We start from the raw sequence: 6,716 nt of genomic DNA, 5'->3' as shown, positions 1-6,716 counted from the left end.
TTCCTTTCTGTGACTTGAAGTAATCCTTACTTTCCTGGGTACGGAACGGATAATAGTACTCCGCCAGTAGTCCCAGCCGTTTGCTCAGTTTCAGCCGGCCAGCGGCGCCCAGGGCAAACATATTATTCATGTCCATATAGGCCACATGGTTGCGGTGTACATAAGAAGGCACCAGGGTCAGGGACAATTTATCTGCAAATTTTTTGGAGATGATGGCCTGTGTTACATACATCAGCCGGTCGCTTCCATCCGCAAAATAGGCGGCGGAAGTAATATCCGTACTGGAAGGCATGCCACTGATCACCATGTTGCCAAAAAAGGCCAGCGACACCGGGATATGGTTATCGGTAGTTTGTTGCAATAAACGATACTTCACCAATCCTTCATACAACTGCTGCAAATCCCCGCTGCCTTTGCTTCTGCTGATACCTACCATGAGGTTATCGCTGATGCCATACTCAAAAGCAATTCGTATATCCGTGGAGTTATCCGTACCAAAAAAGGTTTTGGTACCACCAAACTCACCGGCAGCATCACCGAAACGGTGTGCCACGCGGAAATCCAGCTCATGTTTACGCAGCATTTCGGTGGACTGCCCCTGTACAATGCGGGTAGACTTATACGTATCCAGCACTTTGGTATGTGTAGCGGTGGTAGAATCGAAAAGTTTGTCCAGGCGCTGTGCCTGTACATACATGCTGATGATGCAGCACAACAGGATGGTTGATATAATTTTCATGAGAAGATGCTATTATTTACTGTAAGGAGTATAGATGGCGTTCACCGTTACGGCGACTACTTCCGCCACATTTTGTATGACCAGAGAAGGAATTTTAATACCGTGATCGGCTACACGTACATTAAACGTAGATGCCACCGTGATGGTGGTTCCCTGGGTGGTAATGGTACCCTTGGCGGTATATGCTTTCTCCACACCGTGAATATTCAGTGTACCCGTTACCGTTACAGGATAAGTACCGTCTTTACCGATTTCCGGAGCATCATTGATTTTCCCTTTGAATTCAGCGTACGGATATTTGTCACTTTCCAGGTAGTTTTCATTAAAGTGTTCCTGCATCAGTTTTTTCTTAAACTGAAAAGTGTTGATAGGCACTTTAAAGAAAACATCTTTTGTTTTTATGTTGATGGCAGACGCTCCCTTGTCTGTTTTCGCTTCAATATCTTCCAGGGGGGAAGAAGAGAAAAAGGATAAACGGGTATTCTTGCAGGAGTATACATCCTGTGCAGATGCGGCGGACACGGTGATCCAGGCACCTATCAAAAGCAGCCAGTATTTCATGTTTATCTTTTTAAGATTATTGATCCGGAAGTCCGTGTGCGATCCAGCAGGCGATAGAGTCTCTCATGCCTTGTGAGAGCGGCGGGAAAACCTGCGACTGGGGCATGTCTGCCTGCGGTCCGGTAACACGTAACTCGAACAATGCACGGTGAGTATTGATGTATCCTTTTAATTTATCCGCTGTAGAAAAGTCTGCTACCACCGGGGAGTTGCCTCCCGGGTGACAGTTGCGGCTGGTACAATTAGCCTGCACGGCGGCCAACACATACGATGTGGTAATTTTAGCTACATCGCAGTTGATACCGCCACTCACGGGCGCCGGAGCCTTGTCATTTTTACACGCCACAAACAGCATGCTGGCCAATAAAAAAAATGTAATGCGCCTCATAGGTTTTTCCATAATTTGATTGCTGATGGTGATATACGGGATAGTAATAAAATTGGTTGCTTTTAAACGAAGATAAAATTCTGCTATATTACATGATTAACCACTTATTTTTGCACTAAATAAGATTTGACCGTGAATATTGAACAACTATACAGCATCTATGAGCAGCACCGCTCGGTACAAACGGATACCCGTAAACTGAAAGCCAATGATATTTTCTTTGCGCTGAAAGGGGGGAATTTCAATGGTAACGAATTTGCCGCCAAGGCATTAGAGTTGGGCGCCGCATTTGCGGTGGTAGATGAAGCAGCGTATTTCACCGTACCGGAAAAGATGATGTTGGTACCCGATGCCCTGGAAGCTTTGCAGCAACTGGCTTTGCGGCATCGTCAACAATTAAATATCCCCTTCCTGGCCATTACCGGTACTAACGGCAAAACCACTACGAAAGAACTGGTCAATGCCGCATTGTCTGCCGGCTTAAAAACCTATGCCACTATCGGCAATCTGAATAATCATATCGGCGTACCTCTTACTATTTTAAGTATACTCCCGGACGTGGAAATCGCCGTGATAGAAATGGGCGCCAACCACCAGCTGGAAATCGCCGGCTACTGCCAGGTGGCATTGCCTACCCACGGCATGATTACCAACATCGGGAAAGCTCACCTGGAGGGCTTTGGCAGCGAAGAAGGGGTAAAGAAAGCCAAAGGCGAATTGTATGATTTTTTACGGGCCAACAACGGAACTGTGTTTGTATGTAACGATTACGGCTACCTGTTAGAAATGGCCGCCGGCATTCCGCAAATCATCACCTACGGCAGCAGCGAGGCCGACTATGTGGGCGAACCCATTGCCGACAGCGCATTCCTGGCGGTACAGGTAAGAGGTAACAGCCAGGTAGGATTTATACAAACACAACTCACAGGCGCCTATAACTTTCCTAATGTAATGGCAGCAGTGGCCGTAGCCACGCATTTCGGCGTACCGGAAAAAGATATCGCCCCCGCTATTGCACATTATACACCGTCTAACAACCGTTCACAGGTAATACAACAAGGCAGCAATACCATCATCATGGATGCGTATAATGCCAATCCTTCCAGCATGAGAGCCGCCATCGAAAATTTTGCCGGTATAACGGCAGATAAAAAAGTGCTGATGCTGGGAGCCATGGCGGAACTGGGAGCAGATAGCTTAAAAGAACATGCCGACCTCGTTACCTTACTGGAACGCACACACTGGGATGCTGTGGTATTGGTAGGCGGTGATTTTAAAAAGGTAAATCACCCTTATATCTTCCTGGAAAATGCCACTGAAGCAGGCAAGTGGTTACAGCAGCAACAATTACAAAACGCATATGTGTTGATCAAAGGCTCCAGAAGCACAGGTATGGAGAAGGTACTGCTATAGGAGCAGAAAGCAGAAGGCAAAAAGCAAAAAGCTATTGTAGCGGATGATCTAAGCGGATATATATTCACGTTCAGCATCCGCTACAATAGCTTTTTGCTTTTTGCTTTTTGCCTTCTGCTTACCTAAATATTTTGTTAACGATTTCATAATTGTATTATTTTTAATACTTGAACCGGTCGTTTGACCTTTACCAAAATCTGAATCGCATGCACAAAAAAATCTGGTGTAGCCTCATTTGTATGCTTTGTTGCGTACTACTGATCCCTAATGCCCTATTTGCCCAGGAAACCACCGCAGATATTGCGGGTATTATTGGTAGCAAAGAAGGCCCGGTGCCGGGGGCCAGTATCATAGCTATACATGTACCTACCGGCACCAAGTACAATACCGTTTCACGTAAAGACGGTCGTTTTAATCTACCAAACCTTCGTGTAGGCGGTCCATACACACTGACCGTTTCTTACATTGGTTTTAAAGATGAAAAACGCGAAAACATTTCCCTTTCGCTGGGACAGGAATACAAAGCTGATGTAACCCTGCAACCCAGTACCAGCACGTTGACAGAAGTAGTAGTCACTTCTATCTCCCAAAACAAAGTGATCAACAAAGCCCGCACAGGTAGCCAGGAAGTCATTACCCGCTCACAGATGGACCGACTCCCTACTATCAGCAGGTCTATGCAGGACTTCACCAAATTAACCCCTTCCGCCAACGGCCTCAATATTGGCGGCAGAAGCAACCAGTTAAACAACATCACCGTTGATGGCGCCAACTTCAACAACTCTTTCGGTTTGCAGCCTACACTTGGCTCTCAAACCTCTTCGCAGCCTATCAGCCTCGAAGCGCTGGAGCAGATACAAGTAAACGTATCGCCTTATGATGTAAGACAAGGTGGATTTTCCGGCGCAGGTATCAACAGTGTTACCAAGAGTGGCACCAACACTTTTAAAGGATCGGTGTATACCTATATACAAACACCTGGCTTACAGGGAAGAAAGGTAGGCACCGTCACCGTTCCGAAGCCTGACTTTAATTATAACATGCGCGGCTTTTCTGCCGGTGGTGCTATTATCCCCAACAAACTGTTCTTCTTTGTAAGTGCAGAACAGGAAAGGATCAAAGCTCCTGCTACCAGTCTTGTTGCCAACAAACCCGGTGGCGTAGCCGGCGGTAACGTGTCGCAGGCTGTAGCAGATACCCTCGACGCACTCAAACAATTCCTGATGAGTCAATACGGATATAATCCCGGTGATTATCAGAACTATACCTATCGTACGCAGAGTGATAAAGTAACTTTTAAAGTAGACTGGAATGTGAATGATCACAACACCTTTACTTTTAAATACAGTTACCTGAAATCATTCAAAGATATTCCTGCGAGCAACAGTGGTGCACCCGGTGGTGGAGCTGTTGGAAGTGGCCGCCAGCCCAGCGCTACAGGTCTTCCTTTTAGCGGCAGCGGCTATACGATCAATAATAATTTCAACATTTTTATTGCAGAATTAAATACCCGTATCGGCAACCGCGCTTCCAATAAATTCCAGATTGGATATTCTGCTTTGCGTGATTTCAGAGCAGCACTTTCCGAAGGAAATTTCCCGCTGGTAGATATTATGAATGGACAAGGCGCCAGCTATACGGCCTTTGGTTACGAACCATTTACTTACAACAATAAGCTGAATACCAATGTATACCAATTGTCCGACATCTTTACCATGTACAAGGGTAAACATGAAATCACCGTTGGCACACAAAATTATTACAAAACATTCCTGAATGGTTTTGCACCTAACTACAATGGCAACTACCGCTTTAACACGCTGGCAGATTTCTATGCCAGTGCCAAAACTGACGGAACTGGCTCGCCTACTGCCGTTCGCTATGCGTTGTCTTATGCCACCACCAAGGATAAATCCTTTCCATATGCTAAAATAAACATGCTGGAACTGGGTGCATTTGTACAGGATAAATGGAGCGTCAGCAACTTCTTTACCTTTACTTATGGTGTTCGTATAGACTTGCCCGTTATAGGCAGTACGTTTGCTAAAAATGATTCTCTGGCGGCATTAACTTTCAGAGATGGTGTAAAAATAGATGTGGGTCAGGCGCCTAAAACAACGCCATTGATTTCACCAAGAATTGGCTTTAACTGGGACATCACGCATGACGGCAAAACGCAGCTGCGTGGCGGCGCCGGTTTATTTGCTGGTCCGCCACCAGCGGTGTGGATCAGCAACCAGGCCGGTAATAATGGCGTGCAGTTTGGATCGTTCACCGCACAAACCAGCGCCACTACACCTGTTATTAATTATCCGTTCAATCCTGATCCAAATACCTATCGCGATAATTCAGGACAGCTATCCAAATCATACAATATAGCCGTTACCGATAGGAATTTTAAATATCCACAGGTATTAAAAGTAACCCTGGCAGTGGATCGTCAATTACCATGGGGGATCATTGCTACGTTGGAAGCCAACTACTCCAAAGATATCAATGCCGTATACTTCCAGAACGTAAACCTTCCTGCTACAGGGTTTCAGCTGGACAGCACACCTGATCACCGCCTCCGCTACAGCAGTTCAAAGATCTACGGTGCAGGTACCAGTTTGAGTAATCCTAATATCAGTGATGCTATCCTGATGCGTAATACCAGCAAAGGATACTCTTACTTTGCCACCCTACAGCTGCAGAGAAATGTGAATAATCTTTACCTCAGCGCTGCCTATACTTACAGCAAGGCGCGCAGCGTAAATGATGGTGGAAGTATTGCCCAGAGTAACTGGCGCGATCGCCCGGTACAGGGAGATCCTAATGCAAACGTCTTGGGGTATTCCAACTATTATATGCCACATCGTATTGTGGCTGCTGCTACCTACAGATTTGCGTGGGCAAAACATTTTGCTACTTCCTTTGGTATGATCTACGAAGCAGCACCCAGTGTGAACGGCCTTTTCAGCAATACCTCCTATACTTATAACGGCGATCTGAATAACGATGCTTCCGGCGGTAACAATGACCTGATCTATATTCCGAAAACAAGAAATGATATTAAACTGGTCCCGGTAGGTTATGGTGATAAAGGCTATGATCCTAACTCCAATGCCGACAAACGTACCACCAATATTATCTGGAACCAACTGGATAATTTCATTAAACAGGATGCTTACCTGAGTGCACACCGGGGTGAATATGCAGAACGCAATGCGGTTGTATTACCTTTCGCTAAAAGAATGGATGTGAATATTACACAGGACATTTTTGTATACAGCGGCAAAGAAAAAAACAAGCATACAATACGTATCAGTTTCGACATTATTAACTTCGGTAACTTCCTGAACAAAAACTGGGGCATTTCCAAAATCCCGAATGTACCTTCTTTCCTGAAGTACGAAGGACAGTTTAAAGATCCTACCGGTGCTGCTACCAATGCCGCCGCTTTCTCTTTCCCATACCAGGATGCAGCTAACCAGATTCCGGTTACTAATTCATGGAGAGATAATACTAACGTGATTTCTCGCTGGCAGGGACAGTTGGGGATTAAGTATTTGTTTAATTAAGCGGTTTTTTGTCTTTCCCAGGATTATACTGATTTAGATGATTTTCCGGATTTTT

At 45.5% G+C, this 6,716-nt stretch carries 5 protein-coding genes; 2 read left to right on the top strand and 3 right to left on the bottom strand.

Annotation, left to right across the window (positions count from 1 at the left end):
- The 3 genes from VIP81_RS01780 to VIP81_RS01770 form a co-directional block, all read right to left on the bottom strand.
- A partial coding sequence (locus VIP81_RS01780; RefSeq protein WP_331956761.1) for a DUF5777 family beta-barrel protein occupies window positions 1-739 on the bottom strand: 739 nt, incomplete at its 3' end.
- A 12-nt stretch (window positions 740-751) separates the two neighbouring features.
- Complete coding sequence (locus VIP81_RS01775) at window positions 752-1,300, bottom strand: YceI family protein (protein WP_331956760.1); 549 nt, start codon at window positions 1,298-1,300, stop codon at window positions 752-754.
- Window positions 1,301-1,316: 16 nt separating this feature from the next.
- The gene (locus VIP81_RS01770) at window positions 1,317-1,688 is read right to left on the bottom strand and encodes a hypothetical protein (RefSeq protein WP_331956759.1); all 372 of its coding nucleotides are present in this window, start codon (window positions 1,686-1,688) and stop codon (window positions 1,317-1,319) included.
- Between the two features lie 132 nt (window positions 1,689-1,820).
- On the opposite strand from VIP81_RS01770, the gene VIP81_RS01765 reads away from it, so the two are divergent.
- Together VIP81_RS01765 and VIP81_RS01760 are read left to right on the top strand one after the other, a co-directional pair.
- Entirely contained in the window at window positions 1,821-3,101 is a 1,281-nt protein-coding gene (locus VIP81_RS01765) for a UDP-N-acetylmuramoyl-tripeptide--D-alanyl-D-alanine ligase (protein ID WP_331956758.1), read from the top strand.
- A gap of 206 nt (window positions 3,102-3,307) precedes the next feature.
- Window positions 3,308-6,661 (top strand): TonB-dependent receptor, encoded by a 3,354-nt coding sequence (locus tag VIP81_RS01760; protein WP_331956757.1) that lies wholly within the window; start codon window positions 3,308-3,310, stop codon window positions 6,659-6,661.
- The last annotated feature ends 55 nt before the right edge of the window (window positions 6,662-6,716 follow it).

Source organism: Chitinophaga sp., from assembly GCF_036566945.1.
Taxonomy (GTDB): domain Bacteria; phylum Bacteroidota; class Bacteroidia; order Chitinophagales; family Chitinophagaceae; genus Chitinophaga.
Note: the sequence above shows the minus strand (reverse complement) of the source record. Positions and strands in the feature narration are given on the sequence as shown.

Excerpts from the sequence above, each read along its gene's own strand:
- VIP81_RS01770 (WP_331956759.1), bottom strand. The coding sequence starts at position 1,688 with ATGAGGCGCATTACATTTTTTTTATTGGCCAGCATGCTGTTTGTGGCG.
- VIP81_RS01775 (WP_331956760.1), bottom strand. The coding sequence starts at position 1,300 with ATGAAATACTGGCTGCTTTTGATAGGTGCCTGGATCACCGTGTCCGCC.
- VIP81_RS01760 (WP_331956757.1), top strand. The coding sequence starts at position 3,308 with ATGCACAAAAAAATCTGGTGTAGCCTCATTTGTATGCTTTGTTGCGTA.